Below are 20286 nucleotides of genomic sequence, written 5' to 3'. Positions count from 1 at the left end.
CATGAAAAATGAAGGTATCTATTTTAATAATGAATGCCTGTGATATCGGTGGAATTGAACGCAGTACATTCTCGTTGATGAATGCATTACGTAAAAATAATATATGTGTAGAAATGGTATCTTTGTTTGAAAATGAAACTATAGGTTTGGGTGTTAATGAAGAATATGTCATTCCCAAAGGCTGTAATGAGTTTTTAAAGATACTTAACTATGTAAGGTCTGTGAGTGAAGACACAACAATAATATCTACTTATGATAGGTTGTCAATATTTGTCATCGCTGCTTCTTTCTTGTTAAGAAAGCGAGTGAATTTAATTGCCCAGCAACATGCTGATTATTTTGCACTTAAATGGTGGACAAGAACAGCTCGGAGAATCATGTACAATCTGGGGAATGTTAAGATTGTTTGTTTGACGAGAAAAGATTATTCATTTTATAAAAAATGGCACGATTCAGTATACCAAGTACCAAATATATTAGATTTATCGCATAAAATATATAATGAAGTACCATCACTAGCTAGTAGACATATTGATCTCCTTGCGGCAGGTAGATTGCATCCAGTGAAAAGGTTCGAGGATTTTATAGGTTTGGTCGAATTTATCCATAAGGAGAGAGATATAACAGCTAAACTCTACGGTTCAGGTGATGATTTAAATCGATTACAGCGCTGTTGTAACTCTTCTCTAGATATTTTTGCAGGTGCTACTGATGAGCTGATGAAAAAGATGTATGACGCCAAGATTGTGGTTGTCACTTCGCATCGTGAAAGTTTTTCAATGGTAATATTGGAGGCTATGTCGGCTGGATGTGTTGTTGTAAGTTATGATTGCCCGACAGGGCCAAGTGAATTAATAACTAATGGTGTCGATGGTTTTCTTGTTGAAAACGGCAATACAAGTAAGTTAAAAGAAACATGTATGCTTCTTCTTGAAAATATTGCTTTGTGTGAGACTATTTCCATCAATGCCCAGAAAACTGCCAGAAAATACTCACCGGATATTATTGCAAAGCAATGGTCAATGATTATTTAGGATTTAGTATGACAAAAATTAGTGTTGTCATTCCGGCATATAATGCAGAAAAAACACTTACAGATGCTCTTGTTTCAGTCGTAAAACAATCTGGTGATTTTGATTTTGAAGTTATTGTTGTCAATGATGGCTCTCTTGATAGTACTAGCTCTGTTGCTATTGATTCAGCTAGAGCTTTAGGAATCAAGATAACCTTAATTGAGCAGGAAAATAAAGGTGTTGCAACAGCGAGAAATGTTGGTGTGGAAAAGAGTACTGGTGACTATATTGCTTTTCTTGACGCTGATGACATCTGGATGCCAACTAAAACCCAAGAGCAAATGAATTTTTTATTACGTAATAATTTTGGAATGATTGGTGGAAACTTCAGGGAGTTAAACGCGAATTTTAAAAAACTAAAAACTATTTCTGAAAGCATTAAAGAAGTTACTTTTAGTAATTTACTGATAAAGCATTATTTTCAACCTTCCTGTGTGATTATAAAGAAAGCTATTTTTGAGCTCGTTGGTGGGTTTGAAGATGGTATGACTCATGCAGAAGAAGGGCTGTTGTTTTACAAAATATGTTATAGCAGCCGTTGTGCTATTTATTGCAAAGATGTTATTGAATATGGTGGGGGGAAACATCCCTTTGCCTCTGGTCAAGGACTGTCTTCGAATCTATGGAAGATGGAAAAAGGAGAACTTTACAATTATCGCCACATTTATAGGAAAAGAATGATAGGTATATTAGTGTATATATCTTTAACTTTTTTTTCTTTAATAAAATTCTCAAGGCGTTATTTTTTAAAAAAAGTAATATTTTCATAATTGGTGATACATGAAAAAGATATTTCAAGAGTTTTCATTTTTTCATTTTTTTTACTTATTAATATGCTTTTTTTCGACAAAAATATTCTTTCCAAAACAAAAAATGGTGCGACTACCTATCTTTATCAGAGGGGGAAGTGGGGTTGTTTGGGGGCTCAATGGAAGCATCGGTAGAACCTGTCGATTAGAAACTTTTGGAAATGGACGTATTTTATTCGGTAATAATGTTCAATTGAATGATAATGTACATGTTGTAGCTCATAATAGAATTGAAATTGGTGATAATGTACTTATTGCAAGTAGGGTTTTTATTACAGATCTAAATCATGGTTGTTATGACTCTGTGGAAATGTCAAGTGATCCGAGTATTGCTCCAGCGGAACGACCACTCTTTTCTAAAAGCGTAATTATTTCTAAAAATGTGTGGATTGGGGAAGGTGCAGCTATATTGCCGGGAGTTGTAATTGGGGAAGGAGCTATTATAGGTGCAAATGCTGTAGTCACAAAGAATATTCCGAAGAACTCTATTGCTGTAGGAGTCCCTGCTAAAATAATTAAAGTATTTGATGATAAAAATAAAATATGGCTTCAAGTTAATAATGAGTTATAAAATTGATAGGTTTTTCTTATTTTGGTTGTGCCATGTTATCTCCTTTTATTTAATGAGGGTGAGTGCTCTCCAGGATATTTAACTCTCGTCAGCTGTAGTGATAGGAACTATTGTGGAAAAATATGATATTCCCTTGTTAAAAGGGAAGAAGGTCGCTATATTTTGCCCTAAATTTTTTTCGTATGAAAATAAAATACGTGATGCGGTCGTTAGTCTTGGGGCAAATGTAAAACTTTTTGATGAGCGCCCATCGAATAATGTGTTGGTTAAAATTTTAATTAGACTGCATTTTAATAAGGTGTTGGGGCGTCTTATTAATAATTACTACCACAATATTACGATTGAGCTTGAATTGTGGAAACCTGACTACGTCTTATTTGTTAACCCTGAAACACCTAGTGAAAGGATAATAAAAAACATCAAAGATAAACTTAATGATTCTCGGTTATTTTTTTATATGTGGGATTCTATAGCGAATAAGAAAAAATCCCTGCAGTACCTTAGACTTTTTGATGACTGCTTCACTTTTGATCATGCTGATGCGGAGCGGTGGGGGTTTAACTTCCTACCTTTATTTTATTCAACAGAATACGAAAATATTTATAAATGTAATGATGAATTAAATTATGAGTTATGCTTCATTGGGACTATTCATGGTCAAAGAATGAATTTTGTTAATAAAGTTTTAGAGTCTATTGATAAAAAAAATAATTTTATTTATTTTTATTGTCCTAGCAAGCTTGTTTTTTATTATAAGAAATATATCACCAAAGAGCTAAAAGATGTTGCAATAAGTGCTGTATCGTTTAAATCAATGTCGTCTGAGCAGGTCGTTAATATAATTAAAAAATCAAAATGTATTATTGATGTGCCTCATTTTGCTCAAAAAGGGCTTACGATGAGGACGATTGAAATGTTAGGTGCGGGAAAAAAAATTATAACTACTAGTTCGAGTGTGGCAGGTTATGATTTTTTTAATTCAAGCAACATTTATGTTGCTAATGAGCATAATCTTTCTGAAGTGAGTTCTTTTTTAGAAGAAGAGTATAAAGAATTGCCTGGGGCCATTTATTCAAAGTATAGTTTGAGGTCATGGGTGATTAATATTTTATGGCGGCGGTGATTTTTATACTTTTCGCGTTATCTTATTCTTTTGGTTTTCTGAGGTGCATTTGTGAAATACAATAGAGTTTTAATTACTGGTGGTGCTGGGTTTATTGGTTCATCCTTGGCTTTAGAATTAATTGAAAAAGGATATGATGTTACAGTTTTAGATAATCTTTCCCACCAGATTCATGGTGAGAATTATAATGAGTCACCCCTTTATAAAAAAATAGAAAATAAAGTCCTTTTTATTAAGGGTAATGTTCTGTCAAAAGATGATTGGACAAATGCTCTAGCAGGTGTTGATGTGGTGGTTCATCTTGCTGCTGAAACGGGCACTGGACAGTCAATGTATGAGGTTGAGCGTTATACGGATGTTAATATAAAGGGGACGGCGATCTTTTTTGATATTCTGGCTAATCAAAAGCATTCGGTTAAGAAAATAATAGTAGCGTCATCGCGCGCTATTTATGGTGAGGGCCGTTATTTTTCTGAAGGGTTTGGTGATGTTTATCCAACGGAAAGGAAAAGTGAAGATATGGCGAAAGGGGATTTCGAAGTAAAATGCCCTATTTCTGGAAATAAAGTTAAATTACTGCCTACCCATGAAGATAGTCTGATTCACCCTTCCTCCATTTATGGTATCACTAAGCAAGTACAGGAACAGATGTTTCTTGTTATGGGGAAGTCATTGAATATTCCTGCTGTGGCTTTCCGATATCAAAATGTGTATGGTGCTGGTCAATCATTGACTAATCCGTATACGGGCATCCTTTCTATTTTTTCGACTCGTATAAAAAATAATAATCAGATAAATATATTTGAAGACGGACTTGAGAGTCGTGATTTTGTTTATGTTGATGATGTGGTCCGTGCTACTATTCTCGGGATTGAAAAAGATGAAGCAAATTATCAGGTGTTTAATGTCGGGTGTGGAGAACCGATTAGTGTTTTGCGTGTCGCCAATGAATTAAAGTCTGCTTATTGCTCTAGTGTAAATATCTCTGTTTCAGGGAATTATCGATTGGGAGATATAAGACATAACTATGCGGACTTGACTAAGATTCGTAATGTCCTTGGTTTCGAACCTATGGTCTCTTTTGAAGAGGGAATTGGAAGATTCACGCGTTGGGTGAATTTACAAGAAATTAAAGAAGACACATATGATTATAGTTTGAATGAGATGAAGGAAAAAGGGTTATATAGATAGTTGTGATCTCTTCCCTTTGTTCAGTACCGGTGTAAAGTAGAGTTTTCGGCCCATTTTCTCCGTAAAAAAGAGGTCATCCGGCATGAAAAAGTCGCGATTCACCGAAGAACAGATTGCGTTTGCCCTGAAGCAGGCCGAAACCGGCACGCGGGTAGAGGAAGTCTGCAGAAAGATGGGGATTTCCGAAACCACCTTTTACAATTAGAAAAAGAAGTTCGGCGGCATGGGCGTGACGGAGCTGCGCCGGTTACGACAACGGGAGGAAGAGAACCACCGTCTGAAACGGCTGGTGGCGGACCTGAGCCTGGACAAGGAGATGTTGCAGGACGTCATCCGAAAAAAGTTCTGAGGCCCGTGCAAAAGCGTGAGGCAGTGGCGTATCTGCTGGACGCTTACCGTATCGGACTGCGTCGCGGCTGTCGTCTGATGATGCAGAGCCGCACGGTGTATCACTACCTGACCGGGCCGTCACACAGCGGATAAGGGAAATTGCCGAAACCCGTATTCGTTACGGCGTTCAGCGCATTCATATTCTTCTGCGTCGGGAAGGCTGGTTGATTAACCATAAGAAAACTCACCGTATTTATTGTCAGGAAGGTCTGAATCTGCGGACAAAGCGTCCCCGCCGGCATGTCACCGCCAGGCAGCGACGTGCACGTCCTGCAGTCAGTGCAGTGGACCCGTGCTGGAGCATGGACGTTGTTGCTGATAATCTGTTCAACGGGCATCGGATACGGGCGCTAACTGTAGTCGATAATTTTAGTCGGGAATGTCTGGCGATCCAGGTCGGTCAGGGGCTGCGCGGCGAGGATGTGGTCGCCGTGATGGAGCGTTTGAAACAGTTACACAAGCGCGTGCCGGGACGGCTGCAGACCGACAACGGCAGCGAATTTATTTCCAGGTCGTTGGATCCATGGGCCTATGAAAACAAGGTGACGATGGACTTCTCACGGCCCGGAAAACCGACAGATAATGCGCTGATCGAGTCATTTAATGGCAGTTTTCGCGATGAATGTCTGAATGTCCACGGGTTCCTGTCACGGGAAGATGCGCAGGAAAAGGTCGAGCGCTGGCGGCAGGAATATAACCAGCAAAGGCCCCATTCCTCGTTAAATAACCAGACTCCGGAGGAATTTGTCCGAAGTCTGCAAAAAGGTCCGGATCTCTAATTTAGCCTGGCACTGATATTGGGAAGAGATCAGATTGATTTTTTATTTTTCTACATGTCAATTTTTGCTTAACTTAGAATGGTTCTGGTAGTTGCTGCTATTTCAGTGCTTAAGTATTGTTTAGCTGTATTGCCTGGACAGTAATACGAGCGGGTAGCTATTGCTGCCTGCTTGTAACTAAGGCAGGATGGCGTCTCTGGGTTTGTCCTGTCTTTCTTGTTGTATTTCATATGAAATAAATTAAGGAAATTTAGAAATGAGGAAAGCTCTCCTTACATTGGCTATCACACTGGCTATGTCCACCAGTACTTTTGCTGCTGCTCCTGCTACAGGTGCTGGAGCGGGAACCGCAACTAGTGCTGGGGCTGGAGCTGGTACAGGCGCTGCTGCGGCTGGCGCCAGTGCTGCTAGTGCTGCGGCAATCGGCGGTGTGACTGCTGGTGCTATAGCTGCAGGTGTTGCAGCTGCTGCCGCTATCGGTATTGCTGTTGCAGCTTCGTCTAGTAACGATAACTCAGGCGGTTCTACTACTGCTACCAGTACGACCGTTTCTACCACTACTACCACTCGTGGTTGATAGATTGTAATTCAAAGGCCACTTCGGTGGCCTTTTCTTATTTTATGATGATGTCTGGCGAGAAAAATATTAATGATACGAAGAAGAAAATCGCAGCAATTTATCCGTACATTCTGGATTTTTCCTTTTTTCTCTCTGCTGCTTTCTGGCTGTTCGCAGCAGCAGACATTGGTTCGGCAAATGGTCGGGCAGGCGATTTGGGGGCAAGACAACACATCTGTGACACCAGAACAGGTCCGTCGGCTGCCTTATGCTTCCGCTTATTTGAAGCTCGGTAAGATCCCTCAAGCGTTTATAGTACTGGCATTTGCAGAAAATCATCAATTGAAGTGGCTTTCTGCAGATAAAGGGATTGTGACTACTTCTGTCGGGGGGCGTCTGATAAAAACCCAAGATCTGGGGGAGGATATCCTACAGGTCGAAAATATTGAACAAGACCCACTAACATTGGGGTTGCTCAAGCCGGGCACACCTAAGCAGTGGCATACACGAATCTATTGGCGACTGGTATTCCGCGGTGGATATGATGCACAGTCCCGCTTTGAACGAGTGGGTATGGAAACAGTCACTATTCTGGATAAACCTCGTCAACTGGTGCGTTTTGATGAGCAGGTCGCTTTTCCTTCCCTTGGAAAAGCCTACACCAACCACTATTGGCTTGACCCTGAAAATGGTCAGGTTATCAAGAGCCACCAGTATATGGGGCCGGATATGGCGTTGGTGGAATTTACTCTGTTGAAACCCTATGCACAATAAAGGGGTCTTATGCTGTTTTTTAAATATTTAACCACAGCAATATTATTGGTGAGTGGTGCAGCAGGCGCAGCGACATTGACCATTAACTATACCGGGCAGACGCCTCAGATAATTGAATTGGCTGATGGCACTCGTCTGGAACAATTTTACGCGCAGCAACCTTTGCCTTCGGACGTTAACTGGCAAACGGCATTGATTGCAAATCTAGCGAAGACTGAACAGACGAAAGTGCAAGGGCAGGTGCTTCAAGATAAGTTGTATAGTTTGCAAAATACGTGGCGCAATCGGGATGGTGATTACGCTGTGGCTGCCTGGTATCTGGCTCAGGCCCTAAAAAATATCAACGTTGCCGGGCGTATCCAGACAGAACTTGATCCAGATAAGGTTCGGTTGTTTATCAACCAAAACCGGCCATTAGTAGGGCAATATTCGCTTTATTTGGCACCTTACACCTCGAAGGTATCTTTATTCGGATTGATCAGTCTGGATATTGATATCGGTACGCCACGTGTATTCAAGGATGTGGAGTTGAAATCGGGTTGGTCAGTCGAACAGTATGTTCAAGGGTATCGCTGGTTACCTGGTGCGGATAAAAACTACGGCTATCTGATTAATGGTGCGGGTACCTGGCGTAAAGTACCTATAGCGATATGGAACCGTAAGCATATTGAACCTGCAGCGGGAGAAACGCTGTTTATTGGGTTTGATCCCACGATATTGCCTGACGATATGGCATCCCTGAATGATCAGATTGCTGACTATCTTGCAAACCGGATTCCACGCTAATGGCTAAGAAAAAAGAATTTAAGTTACATTATTTATCTCTGGTGATTAGTAGTCTTTTGGTTGCTCAGGCGCAGGCTTCCAGCCCTTCAGAAGATAATCTTGCCGGTCAAACCAATCCCAATGCCTATTTCCATCCCGCGGGTGTCTCTCAGGGCGATTTCGGCGGTGTTGGTTTGTGGCAAATGCCGACTGCGCGTATGGCAGATGCTGGTGAGTTCAGCGTCAATTATCGGGATAATGATCAATATCGTCGTTACTCGATATCAATGCAGTTTACCGATTGGCTGGAAGCCACTCTACGCTATACCGATGTGCGTACTCGTCTTTATAGTCAGGTTGAAAGTTTCAGTGGAAATCAGACTTATAAAGATAAAAGTTTTGATATTAAAGCCCGTATTTGGCAAGAGGATCGATTACTTCCTGAGGTTTCGTTTGGCCTGCGTGATATTGCAGGAACCGGATTGTTTGATAGCGAGTATGTGGTAGGCAGTAAACGTTTCGGGCCTTTTGACATTACGTTGGGAATGGGTTGGGGCAATATGGCCCAGAGCGGTAATATTTCCAACCCCTTCTGTTCGGTATACAACAGTTTCTGCAACCGTAATAATAGCTTTAGTGGGCAGGGTGGTCAGTTTGAGGTTAAGAATTTTTTCCACGGCCCGGCGGCATTGTTCGGTGGTATTGAGTACCAAACTCCGTGGGATCCGTTGCGCCTGAAATTAGAATTTGACGGCAATGATTACAGTCAGGAATTTGCCGGGCGCATCAATCAGGATTCCCCTATTAACGTTGGCATGGTGTATCGACTTGGTGATCTGCTGGATACGTCCCTCTCCTGGCAACGTGGTAACACCTTGATGTGGGGAATTACCCTGCGTACCAATTTTAATAAACTCCGGCCTAATTATTTGCACAATGAGATGCCGGTTTATGCACCGGTACAGCGTAAACAAGGCGGAACTGACTGGCAGCAGGTAACGTCGGAACTTAACGACAAAGCAGGGTTCGGGCAGTCCGATATTTATACTGACAATAAGCAGCTCACGTTGATGGCCAGTCAGACTAAATACCGCGATATGGATGAAGCAGCGCAGCGTGCAGCATTGGTGCTGGCTAACCATGTGCCCACTAGTGTCAGCGAATATCATATAGTGACCAAAAATCAGGAACTGCCGATTAACAGCGTGCATGTCGATGCTAATGCGTTGCGTCAGCAGCAGACGGCATCGACCCCACTGGGGCAGCCTGAACCGGAAGTTTTGCGTCGTGAACCATTGCAAGATGTTCAAGGACAGCAGGTGGTAAACACGGTTCCCGAACGGTTTAGCTACGCTATAGATCCATCGCTCAAGCAATCGTTCGGGGGACCGGAGTCCTTCTACATGTATCAGGTTGCTGCGAATGTTTCTGGGCATCTTTACCTGACTGATCACTGGAGTGTGGATGGCTCGACGCTTATCAACATTGTTAACAACTACAACAAGTTCAATTTTAAGACCCCTCCCAGTGATACGTCGGCATTGCCACGTGTCCGCACCTGGATTCGTGAATATGTCACCTCATCGGATGTTTTGCTAACCAGTCTGCAATTGAACCGCCGTGACCAATTAGCCCAAGACTGGTATAGCCAAATGTACGGTGGCTATCTGGAAATGATGTACGCTGGTGTAGGTGGGGAAGTGTTGTACCGCCCTTATGGACGGAGCTGGGCCATAGGATTGGATATGAACTATGTCAAACAGCGTGACTGGAATGATACGATGCGACTGGCTGACTATGAGGTCATGACTGGTCATCTGACAACGTACTGGGAGCTTCCGTTCCTGAAAGGTGGGTTGGCAAAAGTCAGTGTTGGTCGTTATCTGGCAGGCGATAAAGGGGTGACATTAGATCTGTCCAAACGTTTTGACAGTGGCATTGTGATGGGCGCTTATGCTACCAAGACGAATGTCAGTGCAGTAGAGTACGGTGAAGGTAGCTTTACCAAAGGACTCTATGTTTCTATTCCGTTTGATTTACTCTTCCTGAGTCCGACGACCAGCCGTGGTGCATTTGGTTGGGTGCCGTTAACGCGTGATGGCGGACAGATGCTGGAACGTCAAAGTACGTTATATGGGGTTACCCGTACTCAACGTTAAAGCGGTAATACTATTAAAGCGGTAATACTATTAAAGCGGTAATACTATTAAAGCGGTAATAGTATTAAACCGTTATTTAGTAGCTGGCGTCTTGGCGCCAGCTACATCAACAATATTGATGTTGTAGTATTAATAGCGGTTTAACAACGAAGCAACGGTTGCTTTGGCACCCTTGTCGCGTAGCGACAGGTAGGCAGTGGTCAGGGCGTCTACCCACGCTGCGTTACCGGACAGGTCATCGCCAAACAGTGCGCTGATGGACAACAGACCACGGACTCGCCCGGCATCGTCAGCGGTTGTGCTGACGATTTGCTTTAACGTAGCGGCCAGCGGATCGCGGATATCGATAACCTGGCCTGCATCATCAATGCCGCCGACGTAACGCATCCATCCAGCCACGCCCAGCGTCAGTGCGCGGTGGTCGCTGCGGTGAGCCAAATGCCAGCGCAGCGAGGCCAACATGCGTTGGGGCAGTTTCTGACTGCCATCCATGGCAATCTGCCAGGTGCGGTGTTTTAGCGCCGGGTTGGAAAAACGTTCAAGCAGTTGATCGGCATACGCGCTTAGATCCACGCCGGATACCTGCAACGTCGGTGCTTGTTCCTGCAACATCAAGTGGCGGACTGCCTTACGGTAGTGCAAGTCGTCCATACAGTCATTGATATGCTCGTAGCCGGCCAGATAACCGAGGTAAGCCAGGAAAGAGTGGCTACCGTTGAGCATACGCAGTTTCATCTCTTCAAACGGCAGTACGTCATCTACCAGTTGTGCCCCTGCCAGTTCCCAGTCGGGACGGCCAGCCACAAATCTGTCTTCCACCACCCACTGAATGAACGGCTCGCAGGCGATGCCGCACGGGTCCGTCACGCCGATGGCTTCAGCAATGTGGCTCAGCGTTTCCGGTGTGGCCGCCGGTACGATACGGTCCACCATGGTATTGGGGAAGGTCACGTGCTGCGCTATCCAGTCCGCCAGAGCGGGATCTTGCAAGCGTGCTGCGTCCATCACCACTTGTCGGGTAACTTTGCCGTTTTCCGGCACGTTATCGCAGGAAAGCACCGAGAAGGGGGGAACACCCCGTTCACGACGCAGGCGTAGCGCTTCCGCCAGTAATCCCGGCACCGATGTCGGTTGGCGTGGTTGGGCCAGATCCTGCTGTACTAGCGGGTTGTTCTGGTCCAGCTCTCCTTTGTTGCCCGAACGGCAATAACCTTTTTCGGTGATAGTTAACGAGACGATAGAAACGACAGGGTCCGCCAGTTGTTCCAGAATCGTCGCTATTCCTTCCACACGGGCGTGCAACGACTTACAGACCGCACCAACCACAATCGCCTGATTACCGTGGGCTGCTTTCTCCAGCACGGTAAACTGATGATCCTGACGGCGCAGAGCGGAAATCAGGGTGTCGTCGCTAAATAACACCACTTCGCAAATTCCCCAATCGCCGCCCTGACGGTTGAGTACCCTATCCGTCAGCAGCGCCTGATGTGCGCGGTGGAACGCACCAAAGCCGATGTGCACGATACGGGGTTTCAACGACTGACGGTCATAGCGTGGGTGTTGCACGGCGGCGGGAAGCGCCGTATTGGACAGATTTTTTTCGTTGCTGGACAAACTGTTACTGGACATAGCTGGCGTCCTGAAAAGAGAAAATTTAACCGCCCAACCTTAACGGTCTTTCGGCTGGGCGGCAACTGTCATAGAGCGTGTTCTGAAGCCGGCTCACAGAGTCAGGCTGATGCTTTTGCTGTACCCGCTTGTGACGTTGGGTTAAGCACCGGGCGTGGCCGGATAAACCAGGCGGGCAATATCGCCAGGAAAAAGAACATCGCCACCATGAAAAAACCATCCTGGTAAGCAAACATTTGCGCTTTGGGCGTCAGTATCGATTCCAGGTAGGTCATGATACCGGGGTTGATGCGGGTGCTCAGCGGGTCGCCAAGCGGATTGCCGCCGTAACCAAACAGCAGGCCAAGCTGGCGGATGGCGTCGGTACTGCGGATATTATCCAGCGTTAGCGACTGTGCCAGCATCTGGCCGTGAAAAGTGGCGCGCCGTTCAACAAACACCGACAACAGGTTGACCCCCATTGCGCCGCCCAACTGACGGATGAAATTGAGGCTGCCTGCGCCCTGTGCCAGTTGTGCTGGCGGCAGCGCTCGCAGCGCGCCGGCGTTCATGGCAGGAAGCATCACCCCAAGCCCGATGCGTCCGACGACAATCCACCAGGCCATAGTCCAGAACGGGGTATCGGTGTCTGCCGCGCTGGACAGCCAGCAAGACAGCCCGAACAGCAGCAAACCCGCAATCACCAGCTGGTGGGGCTTGAGTTTGTCGCTGAGCGACCCTGCGAGCGGGAACACCATGCCGAGCGCCAGTCCTGCCGGCATCAGCAGCAGGCCGGATCGGGTAGGGGTATATCCTTGGATGCTCTGTACAAACAACGGGATGATGTAGGTTGAGCCATAAATCCCCGCACCCAGTGCGAACGCCACGATACAGCCGGAGGTAAACGCCGGGTTGGCGAACACCCGCAGGTTAAGCAGCGGATACGGCGTGGTAAATTCGCGGATGATAAACGCTAGCGTAGAGATCACGGCGGTAGTCAGCAGGCAGAGAATGGAGAAGGACTCCCAGCCTTCGCGTTGCCCGTTGGAAAGCCCAGCCAGCAGCGAGGTCAGCGCGATGATCAGCAAAATGAACCCCAATGTATCGAAGCGGCGTGGCGTGCTGTCGGCTGCTGTGCTTTTAGCGGGGAGGATCACCCCTGCCGCAGCGATCCCCGCCAGACAAAACGGCACCACCACCATGAAGACTGCGCGCCAGTCAAGCTGGTCAACCATTAATCCGCCGGCAGCAGGTCCCAGCGCAGGCGCCAGTACCACTCCGACGCCGTAAATCCCCATCGCTTTGCCGCGTTCCGATACCGGGAAAACTTGCGAGATGATGATCATCGCCAGCGGCTGGATTACGCCGCTGGCGCCACCCTGAAGAATACGGGCAAGGATGACTTCGGTGCTGTTCTGGCTAAAGGTACCGAGCAGGCTGCCAACCACGAACACCGCCAATGAACCGACATAGGTGGCGCGGTAGCCAAAACGCTCCAGCGTCCAGGCGGTGATCAGCATGGTCGCGGTCATTGATGCCAGAAACGCGGTAGACAACCACTGTGCCTGATCCTGACCCATGCCGAATGCGCCCATAATGTCACGCATCGCTACATTGACGATGGTTGCCGTGGCTGTGGTGGCGATGGTGCCCAGCATGATGGTAACCGTCGCCAGCCAGCGATAGCGGTGACCAAAACGGGCGGCCTGGGCTTCAATCGGCGACATTGATGCTGACTTCCGCCATCAGGCCGGGTTTCAGGCCGCTGTTTGGGTCATCCAGCGCGATACGCACTGGTACGCGCTGGGTGATTTTGGTGAAATTACCGGATGGATTGGGGCTTGGCAGCAGCGCAAACTGGTTGGTGGCGGCATTGCCAACCCGGATCACATGGCCGCTGAAATGTTTCTCCGGGTAGGCATCGACCTGGATATCTACAGTCTGGCCGACCCGCACCTGACCAATCGCGGTTTCTTTGATATTGGCTTCCACCCACAGATTACGCGGATCATGGACCAGCATGATCCACTGACCGGCCTGGGCGTAACTGCCCACATTGACGATAGTGCGATCCACCACGCCATCTACCGGAGAACGCAGCGCCCGGTCGGCAATTTCCTGTTTGAGTTGATCAACCTGTGCCTGCAACGCGATTCGCTGCTGGCGCTGCATTTCTATCTGCCTGTCAAGTATTTGCAGGGTGTTGCGCTGTGCCAGGGCGTTGTTCAACGCCGCTTGCTGAGCGTGACGCTGGGCTTCGGCTTCGTGCAGTTCGCTCTGGCGTTGCAACAGCATAGTGTGAGATTCGTCCCAGGTTTTGCGGGCGGTCAGGTTGTTTTTCAGCAGTTGATTATCACGCTGGAAGTTGCTCTGAGCCAGGCTCAGCTGGTAACCGGCATTGCTGACGGCGGAGTCGCTTGACGCCAGCTTTGCGCGAGCCTCATCCAGTGTGGCCTGCGTCGTGAGGTCGGTGACCTGACGCTGGGTCTGGCTGTAGGTAATTTGCGCGTCCGCCGCAGCCAGACTCCCTTCCTGCTGCGCCAGCCGCAGGCGGGCATCGCGATCATCTATCTGTGCCAGCAACTGGTCTTTGCGGATGACGTCGCCATCGATAACCGGACGGGCTGTAACCCAGCCGTTTTCCCGGCTGGCCAGTGAGATGACTTCTCCCATTACGTGGGCGTCCGTTTCGCTGATGTGCGTGAAGCGCTGGTGAAACCAATAGGCCAGCATGAGCAATGCCACTAACAGCAAGGCGGTGCCGGTCAGTAAAAAGGTACGCTGGCGCTGGCTCAGACGCTGAAATTCCGCCAGTCTGGATGCGTGTTTATTCATGAATGACCGTTTTCGCTTCGGGAAAGATTCGCAATAACCTGATTGATAACCCGGCTAACCTGTTGAATATCTTGTTCTGATATCCCATCCAACGCCTGATTACGGACCTGCCCGGCGATGGATTCCACCTTCTCCACCTGTTCCAGACCGATAGCGGTAAGATGAATCTCGCGGAAACGACGATCATTTCCTTCTCGTCGCTCAATAAGCCCCTGTTTTTGAAGATTATCCAACACCCTTACCACCGCGGAGGCATCCAGCCCTAATGTTTCAGCCAGCGCTTTTTGGTGGATAACCGTTTTTTCACGGGCGATAAACAGCAATGGTAACCAGCTGGCCTGGGTTAATCCGTAAGGCTGTAATTTCCGGTCAATAACCCGGCGCCACAGGCGGGTAGTTTGCCCCATTTGGGTGGCGAAATGACGACGAGCGGAAGATTCGGTCTGTGACATGATGAAGTCCATGAGGTAGATGATATTTAATTAGTTAACAAGTCAATTAATGATAAGTCAATTGATTTTGTGAGGGGAAGAACAACAGTGCTACAGACCTGCTAAGACACATTACGCTACGTACAGGAGGGGGAAGGTGATCTTGTTAATAATACCTAACACGATGAGAGTTAAAGGTCGGATCAGATAGGATGGCGAATAAGGAGTAACCGGGCTGAAAAACAAACAGGGCAGCGTAAGCTGCCCTGTGAACCGGATGAATATCCAGAGATTAGGATTTGCTGGTGTCTGCAGCAACTGGCGCGGCGTCGGTAACCACTGGCTGAGCCACAGGGGCTGCCGGTTGTACGTTATCCGGTGTGTTAGTCTGCTGAATGGCTGGCACCTGCGGAGCCGCTGGTGCGATATTTTCTTCGGGACCGTTCACTTTCGTCGGCATACCCATGCGGTTTTGCAGCGCCTGATTAACCGAACTTTCGCTTACGCTGGCGTCTGCCAGTACCTTGGTTACTGCCGGGGTCAGCTTGAGCGGCACCGGTACGTCGGAGTTGAACTCTGCTTCAGTACGAGACAGCGGGTTGTGAACTTCGACATAGCGTGAACCATCCGGCTCCACCGTGGCTTTCACCGGTTCGTTGATAAACTGGACGCGAGTGCCGACCGGAACATGGTCAAACAGGTATTTGATGTCTTTGTCGCGCAGACGAACGCAACCGTGGCTGACGCGCAGACCGATACCGAAGTTGGCGTTGGTGCCGTGGATGGCGTACAGGTTGCCGATGTAGAGCGCGTACAGGCCCATCGGGTTGTCCGGACCGGCTGGGTAAACCTGAGGCAGGTATTCACCGCGGGCGGCATATTCTGCGTGCATGGCGGCAGTTGGCGTCCAGGTCGGGCGCTCTTTCTTGCGCTGAACTGAGGTTACCCAGTTGATTGGGGTATCTTTGCCGAGCTGGCCGATACCAATCGGCAACACCACCACGGTTTTGGAACCTTTCGGGTAGTAATACAAACGCATCTCGGCACTGTTGATCACGATGCCTTCACGAGGTGCGTCGGGGAGAATCAGTTGCTGCGGCACCGTCATGGTGCTGCCGGGTTTGGGCAGATAGACATCAATGCCCGGATTGGCTTCCAGCAGGTTGCTCAGGCCCATCTGGTACTGGGCGGCAAAGTGCTCCAGCGCATCAGTGCTGCCGTTGGGAATGGTAACCTGAATATTTTCTCCCACCAACCGGCTATTCGGGGCTGGCAATGGATAAACCACGGCGAGTGCTGTCTGGCTGAAAGCAGCCGCCGCCACAACTAATGTCAAGATCGCGCGAATACTCATTTTCATGTCTTTATTGAGTGTTAAAAGCCATTGCGGCAAAGGAATTGTTGTTATCCGGATCATAAAATCCAGATGCGCATTATATGTGCAGAAGGTCGGCAGGAAAACCAGATGTACAATCAATTACATTAAAGTGGGTATCAGGGACATGAGGTGATGACGAAAATGGACAAGCCGCGTGGCTGATGCGCTTTAGAAATAATCAGGGAGCGGTTGACCGCTCCCTGCGTAAGCCGTGTCACCGGCATTATTCCTCGGTGTTTTTTTCCGCTTTGCCTGCCAGCAGGCTGAGGAAGTCGTAGCGTCGGCGCAGGTCTGCCTCTGCTTCTTCATACAACCGGGCGGCGGCTTCCGGCTGCTGGCTGTTGAGCCGACGAAAACGCTGCTCATTGAGCAGGGTTTCGCTCAGGCTGGCTGACGGTGGACGGGAATCCGTTACCAACGCCGGTTTGCCTTGCGCCGTGCGGCGCGGATCGAAGCGGTACAGCGGCCAGAAACCGGTCGCGGTCAACTGACGCATCTGGTCGTGACTAAATGCCAGATCGTAGCCGTGTTCTTCGCAAGGGCTATAGGCGATAATCAGCGACGGACCCGGCCAGGCTTCCGCTTCCTGAATTGCTTTCACGGTCTGGTTAAGTTGAGCGCCCAGTGAAATCTGTGCCACATAGACGTGGCCGTACATCATGACCGTAACGCCGAGGTCTTTGCGCGCTTTGCGTTTGCCTTGCTCGCCAAACTTGGTGACCGCGCCGAGCGGAGTAGCCTTAGACTGCTGGCCGCCGGTGTTGGAATAGCACTGGGTGTCGAGCACCAGCACGTTGACGTTTTCCGACAGGCTCATCACGTGGTCAAGGCCGCCGTAGCCGATGTCGTAGGCCCAGCCGTCGCCACCAATCAGCCAGATGGATTTATCCACCAGATGATCGGCGTCTGCTGTGAGTTGACGGGCATCGGCGCTGTCGATGGCGCTGAGTAACTGACGCAGGCGAACAATCTGTTCACGGCGTGTATCAACGGCGACTGACTCTTCCCGCAGGTCGGCTATCAGGTCGGCAGGCAACTGCGGCTTGAGCTGTTCCAGCAGGCGCAGCGCACGCTGGCGATGCTGGTCAACGCTCAGACGGAAACCCAGCCCGAACTCGGCATTGTCTTCAAACAGCGAGTTGGCCCAGGCTGGTCCGCGGCCATTGGCGTCAGTAGTCCAGGGCGTTGTCGGCAGGTTGCCGCCGTAAATCGAAGAGCAGCCGGTGGCGTTGGCGACCAGCAGGCGGTCGCCGTACAGCTGGGTCAGCAGCTTGATGTACGGTGTTTCGCCACAGCCGGAACACGCGCCGGAATATTCGAACAGCGGTGTGATTAACTGCGAGGTGCGAATATCGATGCGTTCCAGTTTGCCGCGGTCGATTTCCGGCAGCGTGAGGAAAAAGTCGTAATGCGTTTTCTCCGTCGCCACATGCTCCAGCCGCGGTGCCATGTTGATGGCTTTGATCTCCGGATTCTGGCGATCTTTGGCCGGGCATACTTCTACGCACAGGTTGCAGCCAGTGCAGTCTTCTGGTGCTACCTGCAACACGTACTTCTGACCACGCATGTCACGAGCCTTCACCTCTAACGACTGCAATGAAGTCGGTGCGTCGGCCATGGCATCGGCTGGTACCACTTTGGCGCGGATAGCGGAGTGCGGGCAGGCGGCCACACAGTGGTTGCATTGGGTGCAAAGCTCCGGCTTCCACAACGGGATTTCTTCGGCGATGTTGCGCTTTTCCCATTGGGTGGTACCGACCGGCCAGGTGCCATCCGGCGGCAGGGCGGATACCGGCAGGCTGTCGCCCAGTCCGGCCAGCATGGCGGCGGTAACGGTTTTGACGAAATCGGGCGCAGCGTCGGATACCACCGGCGGGCGGCACGGGCTGGCTGGATTTACCCTCTCCAGCGCTACTGTTTCCAGCGCATTTAACGTTGCATCCAGCGCCCGCCAGTTGCGTTCCACCAGTTCCTGACCTTTGCTGCCGTAGCTGCTGGCAATGGCGGCGCGGAGTTTGTCGCGTGCATCGCCGCCCGGCAGAATTTGCGTCAGATGGAAGAACGCCATTTGCATCACGGTGTTGATGCGGGCGCCCAACTGGCATTCACGGGCGATTTTCGCGGCGTTAATGCAATACACGCGTGCCTGACGCTGGTTCAGCCCAGCCTGGACTTCCTGCGGCAATCGGTGCCACAGGTCATCAGCGCTGTAGGGGGTGTTGACAAGGAAGATGCCGCCGGGTTTCAGGCGCTCCACCATGTTGTATTTGTCGATAAACTGCCACTGGTGGCAGGCTACGAAATCCGCCTGTTCAATCAGGTAGGCCGAATGAATCGGGTGTGGGCCGACGCGCATGTGGGAAACCGTCAGGCTGCCGGCTTTTTTGGAGTCGTAAACGAAATAGCCTTGTACGAACAGCGGGGTCGAATTACCCACGATTTTGATCGAGTTCTTGGCGGCGGATACGGTGCCGTCGCTGCCAAGCCCGTAGAACAGTGCTTCCAGCGAGGCCTGAGTCGGCATCGGTTGCTCGGACAACGGCAGCGACAGGTGGGTAATATCGTCGTAAATGCCAACGGTAAAGCGAGGTCTGGGGTTGGTAAGCGCCAACTCTTTATACGTCGCTTCTACGCATTGTGGGGTGAACTCTTTCGAAGATAAGCCATAGCGACCGCCAATTACCTTCGGCATAAGTGGGCGCTCACCTCGTGAGAACGCCTCCGCCAGCGCGGTCATTACGTCCAGATACAGTGGTTCAGCCTGTGCGCCCGGCTCTTTGGTGCGGTCCAGTACTGCGATGGACTGCGTGCTTTGCGGGATAGCCGCCAGCAGGTGTTGAGCGGAAAATGGCCGGTAAAGCCGGACTTTCACCACACCGACTTTCTCGCCGCGAACCAGCAGGGTGTCGATCACCTCTTCGCAGGTGCCGACGCCGGAACCCATCATCACGATAACGCGGGTAGCATCGGGATGACCGTAATACTCAAACGGTTGATACTTACGGCCAGTCTCGCGGGCGAAGTCGTTCATCGCCTGTTCAACGTGGCTGAATGCCGCGTTGTACCACGGGTTAGTGGCTTCGCGCGCCTGGAAGAACGTATCCGGATTGGACGCGGTGCCGCGAATAACCGGATGTTCGGGAGTGAGCGCTCGCTCACGATGTGCGTCAATCGCCGCCTGCGGCAACAGGGTACGTAATTGTGCGTCGCTCAGCGGTTCGATTTTGTTGATTTCGTGCGAAGTGCGAAAGCCGTCGAAGAAATGAATAAATGGCAGGCGGCTGTTTAGGCTTGCTATTTGAGAAATCAGCGCGAAGTCTTGCGCTTCCTGCACGTTGCTGGCGCACAGCATGGCACAACCGGTCTGGCGCACCGCCATCACATCCGAATGGTCGCAGAAAATCGATAACGCATGGGTCGCCACGGTACGTGCAGCGACGTGCAGCACAAACGGCGTCAACTGACCAGCCAGCTTGTACAGCGTTGGGATCATCAACAACAAGCCCTGCGATGAGGTGAACGTGGTGGATAACGCGCCGGTTTGCAGTGCGCCGTGCACGGTGGCGATGGCACCGGCTTCAGACTGCATCTCGATTACCCTGGGCGTATCTCCCCAGATATTTTTACGTTCGTCGCTCGACCAGGCTGCTGCTTGTTCTGCCATGGTGGAACTGGGGGTGATAGGGTAGATAGCGATAACTTCATTGGTGCGCCAGGCGACTGAAGCAACCGCGTTATTCCCGTCGGTGGTAATCATGATTTAACCTCCTTGCTGAATGATGATTACTACAGGGTGGTTATTATCACCGTTCAGCGGGTTTTGTTGACCGATTAATAGCTC

At 49.4% G+C, this 20286-nt stretch carries 15 protein-coding genes and 1 pseudogene; 10 read left to right on the top strand and 6 right to left on the bottom strand.

Annotation, left to right across the window (positions count from 1 at the left end; translation table 11 throughout):
* The first annotated feature begins 8 nt into the window (after window positions 1-8).
* The 10 genes and pseudogenes from Dpoa569_RS16090 (at window position 9) to Dpoa569_RS16050 (ending at window position 10193) form a co-directional block, all read left to right on the top strand.
* Window positions 9-1034 (top strand): glycosyltransferase, encoded by a 1026-nt coding sequence (locus Dpoa569_RS16090; protein WP_042868668.1) that lies wholly within the window; start codon window positions 9-11, stop codon window positions 1032-1034.
* An 8-nt stretch (window positions 1035-1042) separates the two neighbouring features.
* The gene (locus Dpoa569_RS16085) at window positions 1043-1843 is read left to right on the top strand and encodes a glycosyltransferase family 2 protein (protein ID WP_042868670.1); all 801 of its coding nucleotides are present in this window, start codon (window positions 1043-1045) and stop codon (window positions 1841-1843) included.
* Between the two features lie 10 nt (window positions 1844-1853).
* Complete coding sequence (locus Dpoa569_RS16080) at window positions 1854-2453, top strand: LbetaH domain-containing protein (RefSeq protein WP_042868672.1); 600 nt, start codon at window positions 1854-1856, stop codon at window positions 2451-2453.
* Between the two features lie 112 nt (window positions 2454-2565).
* Window positions 2566-3576 (top strand): CgeB family protein, encoded by a 1011-nt coding sequence (locus Dpoa569_RS16075; RefSeq protein ID WP_042873778.1) that lies wholly within the window; start codon window positions 2566-2568, stop codon window positions 3574-3576.
* A 51-nt stretch (window positions 3577-3627) separates the two neighbouring features.
* Window positions 3628-4767 (top strand): NAD-dependent epimerase/dehydratase family protein, encoded by a 1140-nt coding sequence (locus Dpoa569_RS16070; protein WP_042868674.1) that lies wholly within the window; start codon window positions 3628-3630, stop codon window positions 4765-4767.
* Window positions 4768-4849: 82 nt separating this feature from the next.
* Window positions 4850-5936: pseudogene (locus Dpoa569_RS16065) on the top strand (IS3 family transposase).
* Between the two features lie 311 nt (window positions 5937-6247).
* The gene (locus tag Dpoa569_RS19740; protein ID WP_265575122.1) at window positions 6248-6370 is read left to right on the top strand and encodes a hypothetical protein; all 123 of its coding nucleotides are present in this window, start codon (window positions 6248-6250) and stop codon (window positions 6368-6370) included.
* A gap of 215 nt (window positions 6371-6585) precedes the next feature.
* Window positions 6586-7269, top strand: coding sequence for a YjbF family lipoprotein (locus Dpoa569_RS16060; protein ID WP_042868679.1), 684 nt, complete (start codon window positions 6586-6588; stop codon window positions 7267-7269).
* Between the two features lie 9 nt (window positions 7270-7278).
* Entirely contained in the window at window positions 7279-8055 is a 777-nt protein-coding gene (locus Dpoa569_RS16055; RefSeq protein ID WP_042868681.1) for a capsule biosynthesis GfcC family protein, read from the top strand.
* On the top strand, window positions 8055-10193 hold the full coding sequence (locus Dpoa569_RS16050; RefSeq protein WP_042868683.1) for a YjbH domain-containing protein: 2139 nt from the start codon (window positions 8055-8057) through the stop codon (window positions 10191-10193). Before Dpoa569_RS16055 ends, Dpoa569_RS16050 begins: the two co-directional genes overlap by 1 nt.
* Window positions 10194-10322: 129 nt before the next feature.
* Here the strand turns inward: Dpoa569_RS16050 and Dpoa569_RS16045 are convergent, their stop codons facing one another.
* From Dpoa569_RS16045 to nifJ, 6 genes are all read right to left on the bottom strand, one after another.
* Window positions 10323-11822: a mannitol dehydrogenase family protein gene (locus Dpoa569_RS16045; protein ID WP_173024009.1), complete on the bottom strand. Its 1500-nt coding sequence runs from the start codon at window positions 11820-11822 to the stop codon at window positions 10323-10325.
* A gap of 101 nt (window positions 11823-11923) precedes the next feature.
* Complete coding sequence (locus Dpoa569_RS16040) at window positions 11924-13528, bottom strand: DHA2 family efflux MFS transporter permease subunit (protein WP_042868685.1); 1605 nt, start codon at window positions 13526-13528, stop codon at window positions 11924-11926.
* On the bottom strand, window positions 13515-14636 hold the full coding sequence (locus tag Dpoa569_RS16035; RefSeq protein WP_042868687.1) for an HlyD family secretion protein: 1122 nt from the start codon (window positions 14634-14636) through the stop codon (window positions 13515-13517). Before Dpoa569_RS16035 ends, Dpoa569_RS16040 begins: the two co-directional genes overlap by 14 nt.
* On the bottom strand, window positions 14633-15088 hold the full coding sequence (locus Dpoa569_RS16030) for a MarR family winged helix-turn-helix transcriptional regulator (RefSeq protein ID WP_042868689.1): 456 nt from the start codon (window positions 15086-15088) through the stop codon (window positions 14633-14635). The genes Dpoa569_RS16035 and Dpoa569_RS16030 overlap by 4 nt, the downstream gene beginning before the upstream one ends.
* Window positions 15089-15359: 271 nt before the next feature.
* Entirely contained in the window at window positions 15360-16421 is a 1062-nt protein-coding gene (locus tag Dpoa569_RS16025) for a L,D-transpeptidase family protein (protein ID WP_146411546.1), read from the bottom strand.
* A gap of 247 nt (window positions 16422-16668) precedes the next feature.
* Entirely contained in the window at window positions 16669-20202 is a 3534-nt protein-coding gene (nifJ, locus tag Dpoa569_RS16020) for a pyruvate:ferredoxin (flavodoxin) oxidoreductase (RefSeq protein WP_042868691.1), read from the bottom strand.
* Window positions 20203-20286: the final 84 nt, after the last annotated feature.

Origin of the sequence: Dickeya poaceiphila (assembly GCF_007858975.2) — a bacterium.
GTDB classification, from domain to species: domain Bacteria; phylum Pseudomonadota; class Gammaproteobacteria; order Enterobacterales; family Enterobacteriaceae; genus Dickeya; species Dickeya poaceiphila.
Note: the sequence above shows the minus strand (reverse complement) of the source record. Positions and strands in the feature narration are given on the sequence as shown.